Source organism: Mesorhizobium sp. M0500, from assembly GCF_040321165.1.
Taxonomy (GTDB): domain Bacteria; phylum Pseudomonadota; class Alphaproteobacteria; order Rhizobiales; family Rhizobiaceae; genus Mesorhizobium.
The window spans coordinates 381,470-397,672 of sequence record NZ_JAMYRB010000002.1 but is presented as its reverse complement, the minus strand read 5'-3'; the positions used below and the strand labels follow the sequence as shown (position 1 = coordinate 397,672).

The 16,203-nt window shown below is 63.3% G+C and carries 11 protein-coding genes; 4 read left to right on the top strand and 7 right to left on the bottom strand.

What is annotated here, in order from left to right:
* The first annotated feature begins 88 nt into the window (after positions 1-88).
* The gene (locus NKI70_RS05735) at positions 89-835 is read left to right on the top strand and encodes a M48 family metalloprotease (RefSeq protein WP_352574593.1); all 747 of its coding nucleotides are present in this window, start codon (positions 89-91) and stop codon (positions 833-835) included.
* A 110-nt stretch (positions 836-945) separates the two neighbouring features.
* Here NKI70_RS05735 and NKI70_RS05730 read toward each other — a convergent pair whose 3' ends face one another.
* On the bottom strand, positions 946-1,572 hold the full coding sequence (locus NKI70_RS05730) for a DUF1062 domain-containing protein (protein WP_352724367.1): 627 nt from the start codon (positions 1,570-1,572) through the stop codon (positions 946-948).
* Positions 1,573-1,965: 393 nt separating this feature from the next.
* Between NKI70_RS05730 and NKI70_RS05725 the strand changes: the two genes are divergently transcribed.
* The gene (locus NKI70_RS05725; RefSeq protein ID WP_352569503.1) at positions 1,966-2,580 is read left to right on the top strand and encodes a LysE family translocator; all 615 of its coding nucleotides are present in this window, start codon (positions 1,966-1,968) and stop codon (positions 2,578-2,580) included.
* A gap of 9 nt (positions 2,581-2,589) precedes the next feature.
* Here the strand turns inward: NKI70_RS05725 and NKI70_RS05720 are convergent, their stop codons facing one another.
* Together NKI70_RS05720 and NKI70_RS05715 are read right to left on the bottom strand one after the other, a co-directional pair.
* A complete protein-coding gene (locus tag NKI70_RS05720; RefSeq protein WP_023678126.1) occupies positions 2,590-2,913 on the bottom strand; it encodes a YciI family protein in 324 nt (107 codons plus the stop codon).
* Positions 2,914-3,050: 137 nt separating this feature from the next.
* Complete coding sequence (locus NKI70_RS05715) at positions 3,051-3,614, bottom strand: peroxidase-related enzyme (protein WP_352574595.1); 564 nt, start codon at positions 3,612-3,614, stop codon at positions 3,051-3,053.
* A gap of 130 nt (positions 3,615-3,744) precedes the next feature.
* On the opposite strand from NKI70_RS05715, the gene NKI70_RS05710 reads away from it, so the two are divergent.
* Positions 3,745-8,541, top strand: a complete 4,797-nt coding sequence (locus NKI70_RS05710) for an NAD-glutamate dehydrogenase (protein ID WP_352724366.1) — start codon at positions 3,745-3,747, stop codon at positions 8,539-8,541.
* A 189-nt stretch (positions 8,542-8,730) separates the two neighbouring features.
* On the top strand, positions 8,731-10,107 hold the full coding sequence (locus tag NKI70_RS05705; RefSeq protein WP_352696920.1) for an MFS transporter: 1,377 nt from the start codon (positions 8,731-8,733) through the stop codon (positions 10,105-10,107).
* Positions 10,108-10,146: 39 nt separating this feature from the next.
* Here the strand turns inward: NKI70_RS05705 and purH are convergent, their stop codons facing one another.
* From purH to htpX, 4 genes are all read right to left on the bottom strand, one after another.
* Positions 10,147-11,763 carry a bifunctional phosphoribosylaminoimidazolecarboxamide formyltransferase/IMP cyclohydrolase gene (purH, locus tag NKI70_RS05700; protein ID WP_023678122.1) on the bottom strand — a complete coding sequence of 539 codons (1,617 nt, stop codon included), beginning with the start codon at positions 11,761-11,763 and terminating at the stop codon, positions 10,147-10,149.
* An 84-nt stretch (positions 11,764-11,847) separates the two neighbouring features.
* Positions 11,848-13,596: a heparinase II/III family protein gene (locus NKI70_RS05695; RefSeq protein ID WP_352696917.1), complete on the bottom strand. Its 1,749-nt coding sequence runs from the start codon at positions 13,594-13,596 to the stop codon at positions 11,848-11,850.
* Between the two features lie 146 nt (positions 13,597-13,742).
* On the bottom strand, positions 13,743-15,131 hold the full coding sequence (locus tag NKI70_RS05690; protein ID WP_352724365.1) for an RsmB/NOP family class I SAM-dependent RNA methyltransferase: 1,389 nt from the start codon (positions 15,129-15,131) through the stop codon (positions 13,743-13,745).
* Positions 15,122-16,138, bottom strand: a complete 1,017-nt coding sequence (htpX, locus tag NKI70_RS05685) for a zinc metalloprotease HtpX (RefSeq protein ID WP_023678119.1) — start codon at positions 16,136-16,138, stop codon at positions 15,122-15,124. The genes NKI70_RS05690 and htpX overlap by 10 nt, the downstream gene beginning before the upstream one ends.
* Positions 16,139-16,203 lie beyond the last annotated feature (65 nt).

Sequence of the window (16,203 nt, the reverse complement as noted above, 5' to 3'; positions counted from 1 at the left end):
TCTCCTTCTTTGTCACGGTAGTTTAGCTGTGGGTAAAGGCGGGGAAACGGGTGTGGGAAATGCCGTTCTGGCTTTCGTCCGGAGCCTTATGCAAGATGACATGCGGCGAAGGCTCGTTGCTCACAAGAATCTTGTTGGATTTGGCAATGCAGTATTGCCAGCGATCGAGCACGAACTTGCAAGGATCGATCTAGGCAAGGTTTCCCATCACGAAATCGCAACGCTTGTGGCGGGCCTCGCTACTGCTCTGCACGATATCAACGAAGACGCATCCCGACGATATATGTCGGCTTCGCTCGCAAGACCGATAACTCCCCTCATGCGAGCTGCGCTCCGCAGCATCGTCCGCTTTGCAATGGACGACTGGCGGCGGTCTTCGGTCGGCGGCATCATTGTTCTGGAGCATGGCAAGCTCGACAGTCGCTTTGAAGCCTCTCGGCACGTTGGCCGCTGGCTGGCAAATGTACCTGAAGCCGATCTGGTTGGCATTTCGCGAATCTACATAATCCCGGAACCTCCCGAGCCCGAATTCGCCGGTACCTACCTCCAGGCGGTATCGGTCATCGAGATTGTCTGGCGACGCCCATCCGAGCACAGGATTGGGAACGTAGTTCGGAGATTCATGATCGAGAAAACGCTCTATCATGAGGTAGGACACCACGCGCTGCAGCATGTCGAATCTGGACAGGATCCTGATCAGGAACGGCAGGCAGACCGTTACGCATGGAAAATGATGCGCAAGGCACATCCCAATCTATCGATGCTTACTCTTCCCTTGCGATTCCTTGGCGCGTTTCACCGAAGGAAAAATGCCAAGGATTTGGAAACAGCTTAGGATTGCGTTTCGGGAAATCGGCGAAAGTGGTCGGCGCGGCGCAAGTTTCTTTCTTGTAGTCTACAACAACGAGGGAAGGGAGCACTCGTGTGCTCCCTTCCCTCGTTGTTTCATCCGCCGGCAGCCGAGATGATGGCTTCCCGGTCGGGCTCGCCGACGAGATAGACGCGGATCGTCGTTCCCGCTCGAGCCGGCTTGCGCAAGGCTTTGCCCCCGTCCGGACCAATGACCAGCAATCGTTTCTCTTCCCAAACCTGTAGCCGCGATCGCGGGACACCGAGTTCGCTGGCCAGCAACCGGTCGAGCCGCAGCGTTGTCGGCATTTCGAGCCAGAGCTGAAGTTCGAGAGCGCTGGTATTTTCCGGCCTGTCCCTGAGCACCTGCTTATGAACGATGGCTTCAGGAAACTCCTCGACGCGCCCGATCCTGCTTCGCAATGCGGCAACATCGAAGGCATGGCGCCGCGCCAGGACCGGATCGTTGCTTTCGAGCGCCTGCAATATTGCCGGTTCGATATCGCGGCGGCTGCAGCGCTCCAGAATGCCGAAATTCCAGGAATTGTCGCAGTCGATGCAGCGGTAGATCAACCAGGCGTCAATGCGCTTGCCATTGGCATTGACGCGGAATTTGCCGCTGCAGCGATAGGCTTTCAAGCTGCCGCAGCGATTGCAGTTGAGGTGAGGTCGAGGTGCGGTCTTGGGTGTGATCGCCCAGCGGATACGCAGTATCGAAGGCATGCCGAAAAGCCCTTCCCGTCGGGAAGTTCGTCAGATCGGCGATATCGAGAACCCTTGCGGGCACGGCGTGGCGAGAGACTGCGGCAGTCGGAAATCAGGTGTCGCGGGTGGTTATGCGCGACAGCGGTTCAGCAGTGCCAAACCGGTCTCGAACCGCCACCCGAGGAACACATGATGTGAAAACAGGCATCGCGACTGCGACGCCCTGCTCTGTGTTGGGGGAGTTGACGAGACCGGCGGTTACGTAGGCAAAGTGAAGCTCGGAAAAGATTTCGGAACGACATCTCTAGCCGTGAGGTGCCTGGCCGACAAGCCTTCTTTCGGTAGACGCTACCGTCGCCGGAACAGTTGGGTTATGTTGAACGACCCAAACATTTCAAACGAGACCGCGTCATGCATTTCACGTCGCTGCTGATTTTTGCCGGCGCCCTGCTTGTTGCAGCCGGCTCGCCCGGCCCATCGATCGCCGCTCTTGTGGCGCGGGTCATCTCGAAAGGGTTTCGCGACGTGTTTCCGTTCCTGCTTGCCATGTGGATCGGCGAAGCGATCTGGCTGTCCCTGGCGGTGTTTGGCCTCGCCGTGGTGGCGCAGACGTTCCACTTTGCCTTTGTCGTCGTGAAGTGGGTCGGCGTCGCCTATCTCGGCTGGCTGGCCTGGAAGATGTGGACGGCACCGGTCGAGGCCAAGGAAGGCGCGCTGCCGCGCGAAGATTCGCCCGTCAGACTGTTCTTTGCCGGCATGGCGGTGACGCTCGGCAATCCCAAGATCATGATGTTCTACCTGGCGCTGCTGCCGACCATCATCGACCTCGGTTCGGTCAGCATGATCGGCTGGGTCGAGCTGACCGCGACCATGGCCGTTGTCCTGGTCGCTATCGATTTGACCTGGGTGCTCGCCGCATCACAGGCGCGCAAGCTGCTCAAAAGCAAGCGGGCGATGAAGATCGCCAACCGCGTCAGCGCCGGAACCATGGCCGGCGCTGCGGCGGCTATCGCGGCGCGGTCCTGAGCCGGCGCGTCAACCCATTTCGATTATCGGCGCAATCTCGACGCTGAAACCCGGGTCCGTCAGGATAGGACAATCCTTGGCTTTGCCGACGGCATCGTCGATGTCTTTCGCTTCGATGATGGTGTAACCGGCGGTCGGATTGCTACCGCCATTGTTCTCGACCTTGCCGCCGGGCAGCAGGGTCTTCGACATGCCGACTGGATTGCCACCATCGACCACGGCTGAGCCAAGCTTGCCGTACCAGCCGTTCCAGGCATCCATCGCTGCCTTCCGTTCGGCCTCCTCGGTCGGCATCTTGCCCGAGCCGTGATAGACGTAGAGAAATTTCGCCATGTTCTCCTCCTTTGATCGGCGGCATCGAACCGGCATGCGGTCATGCCGCATGCCGATCATCGGACCAAACCGGCAAACAAGCAACGAGAATGCGAAGTAGCTAATATAATGTGCGGTTGGCTCGCAACGGCGGTGCCCTATCGCGCCATCGCATGGTATTCATCGTTCGGCCGCATGTCGATTGCCGATGCCAGCCGGTTCGACATGTTGAAGAACGCCGCGGTCGAGGCGACGTCCCAGATGTCGCGGTCGGAAAAGCCGACTTGCCGCAGCGCCGCCCGGTCCGCTTCGACGATCTTTGCCGGCTGCTCGGTCAGCTTCACCGCGAATTCGAGCATGGCGCGTTGCCTGTCCGACAGCTCGGCGGCGCGAAAATTCATCACCATCATCTCGCCGAAGGCCGGGTCGCCGGAAAGCTGGCGCACCGCCGCGCCATGCGCGACCAGGCAATAGTAGCAATGGTTGACCGACGAGACGGCCACCGCGATCATCTCGCGCTCGAGTTTCGACAGGCCGGATTCACCCAGCATCAAATCATTGTACATGTCGGTGAAAGCGCGCAGCTTCTTCTCGTCGAAGGCATAGGCGAGCAGCACATTGGGAACGAGGCCGAGCTTCTCCCGGCACTTGGCGAAATAGGCCTTGGTCGCGTCGCTCAGCTCCGCCGGTGCCAGGTCAAGCGCGGTAATTTTCTCCGTCATGGCGGATTTCTCCTCGTTTTCGCCAGGCTGCCGGTGAATTCCGACATTTCGTCGCAAGCCGTCAAACCTTTGTCGCCAAATACCCGTCATCTGTTAGCATAGCCGCAAAAACATGTGACGGGAGGGACTCATGGCCAGCGTAAAGTCAGCGAGCCGGTTGAAAAAGGCCGGCGTGACGAGGGGTGAAGCCGCGGGTGGCGAAAAGCCCGGCAGGCTTGCCGACTACTTGCTGGCCCGAGCTCCGGCCGAAGATGTCGCCGCCTACGACGTCATCGATCTCGAACGCGCTGCCGAACTCGCCGGCCGCGCAGTGGCCAGGCACAAGAAGGACGACTGCGTCGTTGCCATAGACGTTGATTCCGGTGTCGTCCGCCAGGGCCGGCCGATGACGGTGATCACCGTCGTCAACGACAACATGCCGTTCCTGTTCGATTCCGTCCTCGGCGAGATTACAGAAAGCGCCGGCGAGCCGCTGCTGGTTACCCATCCGGTCATAGTCGTCAGGCACGGCAAGAACGGCGTCGAGGAAATCCTCGGCGATGGCGGTTATGCCAAGGGCGACCACAGCCATGACCGACTGAGCGTCATCCATGTCCATATCGGCCGCCTTTCGGCCGAGCAGGCCGAAGGCCTGGCCGCACGCCTGACGAAGCTGCTCGGCCAGGTGCGAGCCGCCGTCACCGACTGGAAGCCGATGCTTGCCCGCCTCGACCAGGCGATCTCGGAATTCCGCTACTCGCCAGTGCCGCTCGACAAGGCCCATGTCACCGAGGCGATCGCCTTCCTCGAATGGCTGCGCGACGACAATTTCACCTTTCTCGGCATGCGCGAATTCAACTACACTGGCGGCGAGACGAGCGGCATGCTCGAGCGCGCCGAAAAGCCCGGCCTCGGCATCCTTTCCGATCCCGACGTGCTGGTGCTCAGGCGCGGCACCGAAGCGGTGAGCACGACCCCGGAAATCCGTGCCTTCCTGCATGGGCCGGAACCGCTGATCGTCACCAAGGCCAACGCCAAGTCATCGGTGCACCGCCGCATCTACCTCGACTACATTGGCGTCAAGACCTACACCGGCAAAGGCGTGCTTTCAGGCGAGCTCCGTATCGTCGGCCTGTTCACCTCGACTGCCTATACGCGCTCGGTGATGAAAATCCCCTACCTGCGCTCGAAGGCGGAAACCGTCATTGCCAAATCCGGCTTCAATCCAAGCGACCATTCCGGCAAAGCTTTGATCAACGTGCTGGAGAGCTATCCGCGCGACGAGCTGTTCCAGGTTTCGGTGCCGATCCTGCGCAAGCATGCCGAAGCCATACTGGGCTTGATCGAGCGACCGCGCGTCAGGGCATTGGTGCGTGTCGACCAGTTCGACCGCTTCGTCTCCGTGCTCGTCTTCGTGCCGCGCGACCGCTACGACAGCGTCGTGCGCGAGAAGATCGGCACCTATCTGAAGACCGTCTTCGAAGGCCGGCTGTCGGCCTATTATCCGGCCTTCCCGGAAGGCGGGCTGGCGCGCGTCCATTTCATCATCGGCCGCTCCGGCGGCAGGACGCCGAAGGTCGAGCAGGCGACGATCGAGGCGGCGATCCGCGACATCGTACGGACCTGGGACGATGCACTGCGCGAGACCGCGACAGAGACCGGCGCCGATGCGAGACTCACGGCCATCGCCTCGCGTTTTTCGGAAAGTTATCGCGACAGTTTTCCGCCGGCCGTGGCGCTGGCCGACGCCGGGCGCATCGCCAAGCTCGATGCGTCAAATCCGATCGCCATCGACTATTACCGTCACACCGTCCAGAAGCCGCATCAGGCGGCGCTGAAGATCTATCACCATGGCAGCCCGGTGGCGCTGTCGCGGCGCGTGCCCGTGCTGGAAAACATCGGTTTCCGCGTCATCAGCGAGCGCACTTTCGAGGTCGGCGACATTCAATCCGGCATGGTCTTCATCCACGACATGGAACTCGAGAACAGCTACGGCAGGCCGATCGACCTCGGCAATGGCGGCGCGCTGTTCGAGGATGCGTTCCTTTCCGTCTGGCGCGGCGATGTCGACAATGACGGCTATAACGGCCTTGCCCAGACCGCCGGCCTGTGGTCGGGCGAGATCACCGTCCTGCGCGCCTATGGCCGCTATCTGCAGCAGGCCGGCATCCCGCAGAGCCAGGATTTCATCGCCGCCGCACTCAACCGTTATCCCGAGATCGCCCGCGGCCTGCATGCGCTGTTTGTCGCCCGCCTCAGCCCGACGGCCGAGACGGAAGGCGTCGTTCAGGCCAAACATCTGAAAGCCAAGATCACGGATGCGCTGGAAGACGTTCCCAACATTGACGACGACACCATCATCCGCCGTTATCTGAATCTGATCGAAGCCTCGCTGCGCACCAATCATTTCGTTGCCGATACGAAACGGAAAGGCCAATCGCTGGCGATCAAGCTCGATTCGCAATCGGTCGACGGGCTGCCGGCGCCGCGGCCATGGCGGGAGATCTTCGTCTACGGCTCCGAGGTCGAGGGTGTGCATCTGCGCTTCGGCCCAGTCGCGCGCGGCGGCCTGCGCTGGTCGGACCGTGCGCAGGACTATCGCACCGAGGTGCTCGGCCTGGTCAAGGCACAGCAGGTCAAGAATGCGGTGATCGTGCCGGTTGGCGCCAAGGGCGGCTTCTACCCGAAAAAGCTGCCGATGAGCGCCGGGCGCGACGCAATTTTCGAGGCCGGCACGGCCGCCTACAAGAATTACGTTTCCAGCCTGTTGTCGATCACCGACAATATCGGGCTGGACGGCGTCATCCCGCCAGCCGGCGTCGTGCGGCGCGATCAGGATGATCCGTATTTCGTCGTCGCCGCGGACAAGGGCACGGCGACCTTCTCGGACATCGCCAACGCCATCAGCGAAAGGCACGGCTTCTGGCTCGACGACGCTTTCGCCAGCGGCGGTTCGGCCGGCTACGACCACAAGAAGATGGGCATCACCGCCAAGGGCGCCTGGGAAGCGGTCAAGCGGCATTTCCGCGAGATGAACCGCGACATCCAAACCACGCCGTTCACCGTCGTCGGCGTTGGCGACATGTCGGGCGACGTGTTCGGCAACGGCATGCTGCTGTCGGAGCAGACCCGGCTGATCGCCGCCTTCGATCATCGCGACATCTTCATCGATCCCGATCCCGACATGGCCGCTTCGATGGCCGAGCGGCGGCGGATGTTCGCTCTCGCCCGCTCAAGCTGGCAGGATTACGACAAGACGAAGCTGTCCGAAGGCGGCATCATCGTCTCGCGCAGCCAGAAGTCGATCACCTTGCCGGCCGCCGCGGCTGCAGCTATCGGCCTCGGCAAGACAACGGCCACGCCGGTCGAGATCATGAGTGCCATCCTCAAGGCGCCGGCGGACCTTTTGTGGTTCGGCGGCATCGGCACCTATGTCAGGGCATCGGGCGAGACCAACCAGGACGTCGGCGACCGTGCCAATGACGCGATCCGGATCACTGCGCTCGAACTGCGTGCCAAGGTCATCGGTGAGGGCGCCAATCTCGGCGTCACGCAGCGGGCGCGCATCGAATTCGGATTGAATGGCGGCCGCTGCAACTCAGATGCGATCGACAATTCGGGCGGCGTGAACTGCTCAGACGTCGAGGTCAACATCAAGATCGCGCTGGCCTCCGCCATGCGCAAGGGATCGTTGACCCGGCCGTCGCGCAACAAATTGCTGGCCGAGATGACCGACGAGGTCAGCGCCCTGGTGCTGTCCAACAATTACCAGCAGACGCTGGCGCTGTCCCTTGCTCGCAAGCGCGGCCTTGCCGACATTGCCCATCAGAGCCGCTTCATGGCGGCGCTCGAGGCGCGCGGGCTGCTCGACCGTGCCGTCGAGACGCTGCCGTCGCCGGGGGCTCTTGCCGCGCGCGAAGCGCGCGGCGAGCCGCTCACCCGGGCCGAGCTCGGCGTGCTGCTTGCCTATGCCAAGATCGTGCTGTTTTCCGATATCGTCGCCAGCAACGTGCCGGACGATCCGCATTTCGACCGCGACCTGATGGGTTACTTTCCCGACCGCATGGCAAAGAAATATGCGGCGGAAATCCACGGCCATCGCCTGCGCCGCGAGATCATCGCCCGTGTCGTCGCCAATGATCTGGTCAATCGCGGCGGCCCGTCCTTCGTCAACAGGCTGCAGGAAGCGACAGGGCGCAGTGCCGCCGATGTCGTGCGCACCTTCGCCGTGGTGCGCGATGGCTTTGCACTGCCGGCGCTCTATCGCCAGATCGATGCACTCGATAACCAGATCGACGGGCAGATCCAGCTCGACCTCTATCAGGCGGTCAGCCGGCTGATCTATGTGACCAGCGGCTGGCACCTGAAGAACGATGCCGACACTGCACTGCTCGGGCAGCGGATTGCCGAGTTGCAGGATGCGCGCAAGGCGCTGGAGCCGAAGCTCGTTTCGCTGCTGCCGGCCTTCTCGCGCGAGCGGATCGAGGAGCGGCGGCACAGCCTGTCGAAGGGTGGCGCGCCCGAGAGCCTTGCCGAGCAACTGGCGTTGACCGATGTGGCGGAACTCATCCCCGACATAGCGCTGACGGCGCGGACGGCAAATGCCGGCATCGTCGCTGCCGCCAAGGCGTTTTTTGCAGTCAGCGATGTCTTCCGCATCCCGCGCGTCGAAGATGCTGCGCGCTCGATCACGCCCTCGGATTATTACGATCAACTGGCGCTTTCCCGCGCCACCGACACGATCGGCGCGGCCAGGCGCGGCATCGCGGTGGCGGCGCTGACCGGCCATGCCGAGGCGGCGGATCCGGTGTCGGCATGGTTGGAGGCCGGCGGCGAACGGGTCGGACGCATCCGCGAGCGGTTGCAGGCGCTGACCGAGGGCGGCGACATCACCGTGTCGCGGCTGTCGGTGGCATCCGGCCTGATGAGTGATCTGACGCAGCTGTGAGACGTCTTCCATATCGCGCGGGATTGCCGGGAAGAACTGCGCTATAGAGCGAACGGCGCCCTGCTTTGGGGGGCGCCGGAGCATGATCCCAAAAAGTGACGATCGGCTTTTGGACAAGATCGTGCTCAACAACAAGACGGAGCGTCATTCCGATTCGATCGGCATGGAGCAAGCTCCAGCGGAGGGGACATGGCTGAGATGGCAGTGCAGCGGGCATCGGGACGCGGCATCTGGGGATGGATGCTGTTCGACTGGGCGGCACAGCCGTTTTTCACGGTCGTTACCACCTTCATCTTCGGTCCTTATTTCGTCTCGCGCATGGCCAGCAATCCGGAGACCGGGCAAGCGGCCTGGGGCTACGGCATTGCCGCCGCCGGCCTCGTCATTGCCGTTTTGTCGCCGGTCCTCGGCTCGATCGCCGATCAGACCGGACCACGCAAACCGTGGATAGCCTTCTTCGCCGCGGTTAAAATCACCTGCCTCACCCTGCTGTGGTTCGCCGCGCCCGGCTCTAATCTTTTTCTGGTCGTGGCGTTGTTCTCGCTGGCGTCGGTCGCGGCGGAATTCTCGACTGTGTTCAATGATTCGATGATGCCCCGCCTGGTGCCGAAGAGCGACATCGGCAGGATCTCGAACATGGCCTGGGGACTCGGCTATCTCGGCGGCATGATCGCACTGATCTTCGTCGTTACCGTCATGGCCGGCTCGCCTGAAACCGGCAAGACCGTCGTTGGGCTCGACCCGATCTTCGGCCTCGACCCCAGGCTCGGCGAGGACGCGCGCGCTACCGGGCCGTTGTCGGCGGGCTGGTATTTCCTGTTCATCCTGCCGATGTTCTTCTTCACGCCTGATGCGATCAAAGGCATTCCAATCGGGCCGGCGGTGCGCGAAGGCCTGTCGGAACTGAAGTCGACGCTGGCCGAAGTGCGCAAGCGCAGCGGCATTTTTCGCTTTCTCGTCGCCCGTATGATCTATCAGGACGGCGTCAATGCACTGCTGGCGCTGGGCGGAACGTTTGCGGCGGCAATGTTCCATTGGTCGATTACCGAGATCGGCCTGTTCGGCATCATCCTCAACGTCGTTGCCATCGTCGGCTGCCTGGTTGCCGCACGCCTCGACACAGCGCTGGGTTCCAAGACCATAGTGATGATTTCGCTGGTCATGCTGAGCATTGCCACGATCGGCATCGTTTCGACCGGACCGGGCTATACGCTGTTCGGCGCCTGGGTGATGCCCGGACTGGATGGTGGCGGATTGTTCGGCACGGCGGCGGAAAAAGCCTACATTTTCTACGGCCTGCTGATCGGGCTTGCTTTCGGCCCGGTGCAGGCATCGTCGCGCTCCTACATGGCGCGCAGCGTCTCCGCTGCCGAATCGGGCCGCTATTTCGGCATCTATGCGCTGGCCGGCCGGGCAACCAGTTTTGCCGCACCCTTCATGGTGGCCACGATCACCCTGGCCAGCGGCTCGGCGCGGCTCGGCATGGCGGCGATCGTGCTGTTCCTTGGCGCCGGCATGGCGATCCTGATCGGCACGCCCTATCCGGCAGATCGGCCGGCGGAGTGAGCTGCTCTTGCCTTCTCCCACAGCGGGAGGGTAACGCGTTCAATGCCGGAAATGCCTCACTCCGGTGAAGACCATGGCAATGCCGTGAGCGTCGGCGGCGGCGATGACATCGTCGTCGCGCATCGAGCCGCCGGGCTGGATGACGGCGGTGGCGCCGGCTTCGATTGCCGACAAAAGCCCGTCCGCGAACGGGAAAAAGGCATCCGAGGCGACGACCGAGCCCCTGGTCAAAGGCTCCGTCAGGCCGGCAGCCTCGGCCGCGTCGAGCGCCTTGCGCGCCGCGATGCGCGAGGAATCGACCCGGCTCATCTGGCCGGCGCCGATGCCGACTGTAGCGCCATCCCTGGCATAGACGATGGCGTTCGACTTGACGTGCTTTGCCACGCGAAAAGCGAATTTCAGATCGGCCAATTCGGCCGGCGTCGGAGCGCGCCTGGTCACCACTTTCAGCTCGAGGTCATCCACCACCGCGTTGTCGCGGCCCTGGACCAGCAAACCGCCGGCAACCGATTTCAAGCCAAGGCCCGCCGCGCGCGGGTCGGGCAGGCCGCCGGTGACCAGCAGGCGTAGGTTCTTCTTGGCGGCAATGATGCGGACTGCTTCTTCGGACGCCTCCGGTGCGATGATCACTTCGGTAAAGGTCTTGACGATCTCTTCGGCGGTTCCGGCATCGAGGATGCGGTTCATGGCGACGATGCCGCCGAAGGCCGAGACCGGGTCGCAGGCCAGCGCCTTGGCATAGGCCGCCTGCAGCGAAGCGTCCTCAGCGACGCCGCACGGGTTGGCGTGCTTGATGATGGCAATTGCTGCGGAGCGCGACGGGTCGAACTCGCCGACCAGCTCGAAGGCAGCGTCGGTGTCGTTGATGTTGTTGTAGGAAAGCTGCTTGCCCTGAAGCTGGCGCGCCGTGGCGACGCCCGGCCGCCTGTCGCCGTTGACATAGAAGCCGGCGCCCTGATGCGGGTTTTCGCCATAGCGCATCACCGACTGCAGCTTGCCGCCGAAGGCGCGCCATGTCGGATGCTCGATCTCAAGCGCCTCGGCGAACCATCCCGAGATCGCCGCATCGTAGGTGGCGGTGCGGGCAAAGGCCTTGGCTGCCAGCTTCTTGCGGAAATCCAGCGACAACGACCCGAAATTCATCTCCAGCGCGTTGAGCACCGAGGCATAGTCATCGGGATCGGTGACGATGCCGACATAGGCGTGGTTCTTGGCCGAGGCACGGATCATCGCCGGGCCGCCGATGTCGATGTTCTCGACGATCGCCGCGTAGTCGGCGCCGGAGCGACGCACCTCTTCGAACGGATAGAGATTGGAGACGACGAGATCGATCGGCTCGATGCCGTGGTCGCGCATCGCTGCGGCGTGCTCGGGATCGTCGCGCACGCCAAGCAGTGCGCCATGCACCGACGGGTGCAGCGTCTTGACGCGGCCGTCCATGATCTCGGGAAAGCCGGTGAGCTCGGACACGTCGCGCACCGCCATGCCCGCCTCGGCAAGGGCCCTTGCGGTGCCGCCGGTCGAGACTAGCTCGACGCCGGCCGAAGCCAGCGCCCTGGCGAAATCGATCAGGCCGGTCTTATCAAAGACGGAAAGGAGCGCGCGACGGATGGGTACAAGGTCGGGCGCGGGAATGTTCTTGGCGGCGACGGCCATGGGCTGGCGGCCTTTCCAGTTCTGGTTGGAGAGCGTCCGCGGGCCGTAGCATATGAGGCCCGGAAATCAAGCCGCAAGACTTGATCAGTGTCTGCCGTTGCCACCGGCTTCAGCTTTTTCCGGACGGCCGGCGATGATGGTGCGCGTCAATTGCCAGTGGACCTCGGCAATTTCCGAGGCCTTGAACGCAAGCACGATCTGGCGGCTGCGGCGCGGGCCGCCAAGCCCTGCGAAATAGATCGATTCCTCGACCTCTGGCACCACTTCGGTAGAGGTAAACACCCAGGTGTCGGCATGGTCGGCGGCCAGCACCAGACGGTCATGCTCATCCTGGAGCAGGCTTATATCGGGATGGACATGGAAACGCACCGTGACGAAGTGACGTCCATTGTTGCGGATAGAAGCGCCGCCCGGGCGCAGGAAACGGTCCCTGCCGGCAAACACATTGCCTTCGGTCGATAATTTCAGCTCGCGCTCATGCAGGAAGCCGAAGCGCGCCACATAGCCGTCATGGCGGGCGATGAAGCCCTGGCTGCCCTTCTGGTCGGTGCGCTTGCAAGGTACATGCTGCGGTCCGCCGATCAAAGGCGTGCCGAGCAGGTCGTTGACGCGCAAGGAGTGATTGAAGCGCGCCGACGACGTGTCGTTGATGGTGGCGGTCGAGTGGGCGGCGGTGGCGCGGGCAAGCGGCCGGAACTCGGCGGCGCCATAAGTATCTATTCCGGCGTTGACGATATAGTGCTGGCGGCCCGACGACAATTCGAAGGCGAGGCATCCGGCGTGAGCGGCATTGGATACGTCGACGGGGGGCGGCGGGCCGGTATCGGCGATCACAGTGACACCGCCCATCGACAGGCGCTCATAACCCGAATGCGGCGCGTGCAGCAACGGTGCGCCGGCGGTGTCGTCGTGATGCAGGATGCTGGCGATACGGTCGTGAATGGTGGCGCCCATGCCGTTGAAGCGGGCAAGGCTGCCGTCCTGATGGCGAAAGAAGCGCAGTGCCGGCAGCATCCGGTCGATGGCGCCGATCAGGGCGGCCGGCGGCGTCTCGGCCTGATTGGCGTATGTCTGGCGCAACGGCAGAAGGTCGGCGAGGATTTCAAGCACGGTCATCGGATTACGCGAGATATGGCCGCCGTCAGGCAGGATCTGGCGGTCGAGCTCCTCGGCGAGATTGCGGGTAGCACCGCGTAGCGCCGAGGCCGGCGCCGGCAGCGACAAAGCGGCAAAGGCCAGCGCAATGCGGGCGCGCAGCCTGTCCTTGCCGTCCGGCATCTCGCGCACCATGGCGCGCAGATAGCGGATCTGGACGGCGAGCGATTTCAAGAACGCGCGGTAGAACGGAAATTCGGCGCCCTGCAACACGATCGAGGAATGCTGCAGCCAGGCAATGACACGCTTGGCCGTCGTGCCGGGCTCCCAGGCGACGCCGGAAATATGGCTGCCATGGATTGCAATCCAGTCGGAAACCAACGCCCGCGCGTTGGCGGCGGCGAGTTCGGTACCGGCGGCACGCATATGGCGCAGCCAGCGAAAGCCATGCAGCGTTTTTTGCCAGCCGGGATTGGGCACGTCGATCTGGAAGGGCGATTTGCCGCCGGTCTCGACCAGATGCCCCGAAAGCGGATAGCGGCCGTAATAGATCTCGAGCGCGATCTGAGGATCGGCGAGCCGCAGGTCCGGTGGGGCGATCAGGACGCGCTCCGGCGTGCGGCCTGAGTAGCGCCAGCGATAGAGTGGCCCGGCGCGCAAGCGCCGGCGCGTCTTGCGCCAGAACTCCCTCGCGACAAGCGTCCACAGACGCGTCGTGTTACCGGCAGCGATTGCCAAAACCCCTCCTGATCGTCCTCACCCAAGCACAAGTTTATATGATTCAAGAACTTGTGCGAAGGCGAATTCCGCGGCGGTGGGGCCGTTCAGCCTGTTTTCCATGCCTCCTCGCCCCATGAAGCCGGACGGCACTTCAAGATCGGCCCTTAGCCGGCTCTGCGCATGCGGGCGGCGAAGAAGCCGTCCAGCCCGGAGCGGCCCGGCGAGCCTAGCTCCAGATCGGCAGGCGTGGTGCGCAACGTGCCTTGCGGCGTCAGAAACGGGTCGATGCCGGCGATCTCACCCGGCCGAAGCGGGTCGTCGACAATCTCCGCATTGCCGGCGAGAAAGTCGCGATAGAGCTCTTCGCCTTCCAGCGGATCGAGCGAACAGTTGGAAAAGACGATGCGTCCACCAGGCTTGACCAGGGTGACGGCGCGGGCAAGCAGCCGGCGTTGCAGGTCGGCCAGTTTTTCGACGTCGGCCGCCGTCTTCGTCCAGGGAACGTCGGGATGCCGCCGCACCGTCCCGGTCGAAGAGCATGGTGGGTCGAGGAGGACGGCGTCGAAGAGGTCCTTCGGCTCGTATTTGAGCAGATCGGCCTGGACGATCTCGGCGGCCAGACCGAGCCGTTCGAGGTTCTGCGTCAGCCGTGCCAGCCGCGTTTTGGACATGTCGAGCGCGGTGACGTGGGCGCCGGCGAGGATCAGCTGGGCGGTCTTGCCGCCCGGCGCGGCACAGAGGTCGGCGATTCGCAAACCATTGATGTCGCCGAACAGCCGGGCCGGCAGGCTGGCCGCTGCATCCTGAACCCACCAGGCGCCTTCCCCAAAGCCGGGCAGTTCGGTCACGGAAGCGCTGAGCTTTTCCACCCGCACCGTGCCGGTCGGCAAGACAAAGCCGCCGAGCCGTTCGGCCCACAGCGCCGGGTCCGACTTGACCGAGAAATCGACCGGTGCCTCATGGCGATGGGCGAGCAGTATCTGCCTGGCCTTGTCGAGGCCGTAGACCGTTTTCAAACGGTCGGAAAACCATTTTGGCGCCTCGTCGGTAGCGGCACGTGCTGCGGCGAGCTCGTCCTGCTTGGCCCGCGCCAGCGTGCGCAGCACGCCGTTGACGAGGCCGGAAAAGCGCGCCGTGCGCGGATCGGACTTGGCGTGTGTCACGGCGAGGTCGACGGCGGCGCTGTCGGGAACATCGAGGAACAGGATCTGCGCTGCCGCCACATGCAAAATGTGCGAAAGCGCCGTGGCGTTGGGCGGCAGCGGCTTTTCCAGGCGACGGGCCAAAAGGCCTGATATGGTCATGCGGTAGCGCAGGGCGGTGACCAGAATGGCGCGCACCAAGGCGCGGTCGCGCAGGTCGAGCGCCTTGTACTGCGGATGGCCGTTCTCTTGGTCGGTCAGCCCGTCGAGCGGCGTCCTCGCGTCTATACCCGGGCCACCCCGGCGCGGGGCGGCCTGGCGCGCGGCGAGGCCGGCTCCGCCCCCGCCGCTCGAATTGTGTTCACGATCGCCTGAAATTCCGTGCCGGCGCTTCGCTGAACTCACGACCACGGACCTTTGGGGCCGGTCGGATTGCGTCCCCAGGGATTGGGTCTCGGCTTGGCCGGCTCAGCCGGCCTCTCGGGCCGCGCGGCCCTGTCCCACGGACCAGACGGCTGCTGCCCGGTCCCTTCCGGCGCCGGCCTTGGCGTCGCGGCCGCTTCGGGTGCGCCGGCCATTTCGCTCGCCATCCTCTGCAACGCGGCGATGCGGTTTTCTGTGCTCGGGTGAGTGGAAAACAAACTGTCCATGCGCTCGCCGGAAAGAGGATTGATGATGAAGAGATGGGCGGTTGCCGGATTGCGCTCGGCATCCGGGTTGCGGATGCGTTCGGCGCCCCGCGCGATCTTGTCAAGTGCCGAGGCGAGCCACAGCGGGTGTCCACAGATTTCGGCACCGCGCCGGTCGGCCTCATATTCGCGGGTGCGGCTCACCGCCATCTGCACGATCATGGCGGCCAGGGGCGCGACTATCATCGCCACCAGCACGCCGACGATGCCAAAGGAATTGTTATTGTCGCGGTTGCCGCCGAAAAAGAAGGCGAAATTGCCGAGCATCGAAATTGCGCCGGCAAAGGTGGCGACGATCGTCATGGTCAGCGTATCGCGGTGCTGCACATGGGCGAGCTCGTGTGCCATCACCGCCGCGACTTCTTCATGCGATAGCCGCTCGAGCAGGCCGGTGCTGGCGGCGACAGCGGCATTTTGCGGATTGCGGCCGGTGGCGAAGGCATTGGGCTGCGGATTGTCGATGAGATAGGTTCTCGGCATCGGCAGGCCGGCACGTTGCGCGAGACCCTTCACGATGGCGTAATATTCAGGCGCGTTGCGTTCGTCGACTTCGATCGCACGGTGCATCGACAGCACCATCTTGTCGGCGTTCCAATAGCTGAACAAATTGGTGCCGGCGGCGATCAGCAACGCGATCATCATGCCGCCGGATCCGCCGATGAGATAGCCGACACCCATGAACAGGGCCGTCATTGCGGCCAAAAGCATGGCGGTGCGAAGGGTGTTCATCGTCTGCTCCGTTCTGGCCCAACAAAGGGGTCGATCCTTGTGGGCCCATCGCTATATGATGGGAA

What these genes read in the sequence shown, in the direction of transcription:
- NKI70_RS05710 (WP_352724366.1), top strand. Translation starts at nt 3,745, where the DNA reads ATGGCCAGCGTAAAGTCAGCGAGCCGGTTGAAAAAGGCCGGCGTGACG.
- htpX (WP_023678119.1), bottom strand. Translation starts at nt 16,138, where the DNA reads ATGAACACCCTTCGCACCGCCATGCTTTTGGCCGCAATGACGGCCCTG.
- NKI70_RS05715 (WP_352574595.1), bottom strand. Translation starts at nt 3,614, where the DNA reads ATGACGGAGAAAATTACCGCGCTTGACCTGGCACCGGCGGAGCTGAGC.
- NKI70_RS05725 (WP_352569503.1), top strand. Translation starts at nt 1,966, where the DNA reads ATGCATTTCACGTCGCTGCTGATTTTTGCCGGCGCCCTGCTTGTTGCA.
- NKI70_RS05705 (WP_352696920.1), top strand. Translation starts at nt 8,731, where the DNA reads ATGGCTGAGATGGCAGTGCAGCGGGCATCGGGACGCGGCATCTGGGGA.
- NKI70_RS05730 (WP_352724367.1), bottom strand. Translation starts at nt 1,572, where the DNA reads ATGCCTTCGATACTGCGTATCCGCTGGGCGATCACACCCAAGACCGCA.
- purH (WP_023678122.1), bottom strand. Translation starts at nt 11,763, where the DNA reads ATGGCCGTCGCCGCCAAGAACATTCCCGCGCCCGACCTTGTACCCATC.
- NKI70_RS05720 (WP_023678126.1), bottom strand. Translation starts at nt 2,913, where the DNA reads ATGGCGAAATTTCTCTACGTCTATCACGGCTCGGGCAAGATGCCGACC.
- NKI70_RS05735 (WP_352574593.1), top strand. Translation starts at nt 89, where the DNA reads ATGCAAGATGACATGCGGCGAAGGCTCGTTGCTCACAAGAATCTTGTT.